We start from the raw sequence: 571 nt of genomic DNA, 5'->3' as shown, positions 1-571 counted from the left end.
GCGCGCACATCCGGCAAGGATGCCAACGCCATCCCCACCTGGGCTTCGACCCATCCCAACAGCGCCGACCGCGTGCGCCGCGCCGCCGCGCTTGCCCAACAGACCGGCCGCCCGGAAACGACGCCACCGCAGGACACGGCCTTCCTGCGTATGCTCGACGGCCTGCCTTACGGTGACGATCCCAAGGAAGGCGTGGTCGACGGCCAAACCTTCCGCCACCCCGGCCTGAAGCTGAAATTCACCGCGCCCAGCGGCTATGCCATCGCCAATGGCAGCGATGCGGTGAGCATCGTCGGCCAAGGCGGCCAAGCCGAGATGCGGCTCGGTCAGGGCAGCGACCTGGGCCAGGCGATCGCCCAACGCTTTTCACAGCTCGGCACCGGCACCCCGACCGGTCAGCTTCAGAACGGCACGGCGAACGGTATTCCCTATGCCTATGTCACCACCCGCGCCGCCGCGAACAACCGGGCGGTCGATGCGACGGTGGTCGCCTACCGCTTCCCCTCGGCGACCTATACCTTCACGCTGGTGACGCCTGCGGGCTCGGGCATCGGGCCGTTCCAGCCGCTGC

At 68.8% G+C, this 571-nt stretch carries 1 pseudogene; it reads left to right on the top strand.

Annotated features, from left to right (window positions below):
- Positions 1–571 (top strand): annotated as a pseudogene (locus tag SB4_RS18065) (M48 family metalloprotease); the annotation flags it as partial.

It is taken from the genome of Sphingomonas sanguinis (genome assembly GCF_001476905.1).
Classification (GTDB): domain Bacteria; phylum Pseudomonadota; class Alphaproteobacteria; order Sphingomonadales; family Sphingomonadaceae; genus Sphingomonas; species Sphingomonas sanguinis_B.
This window is presented reverse-complemented; position numbering and strand designations above follow the sequence as displayed.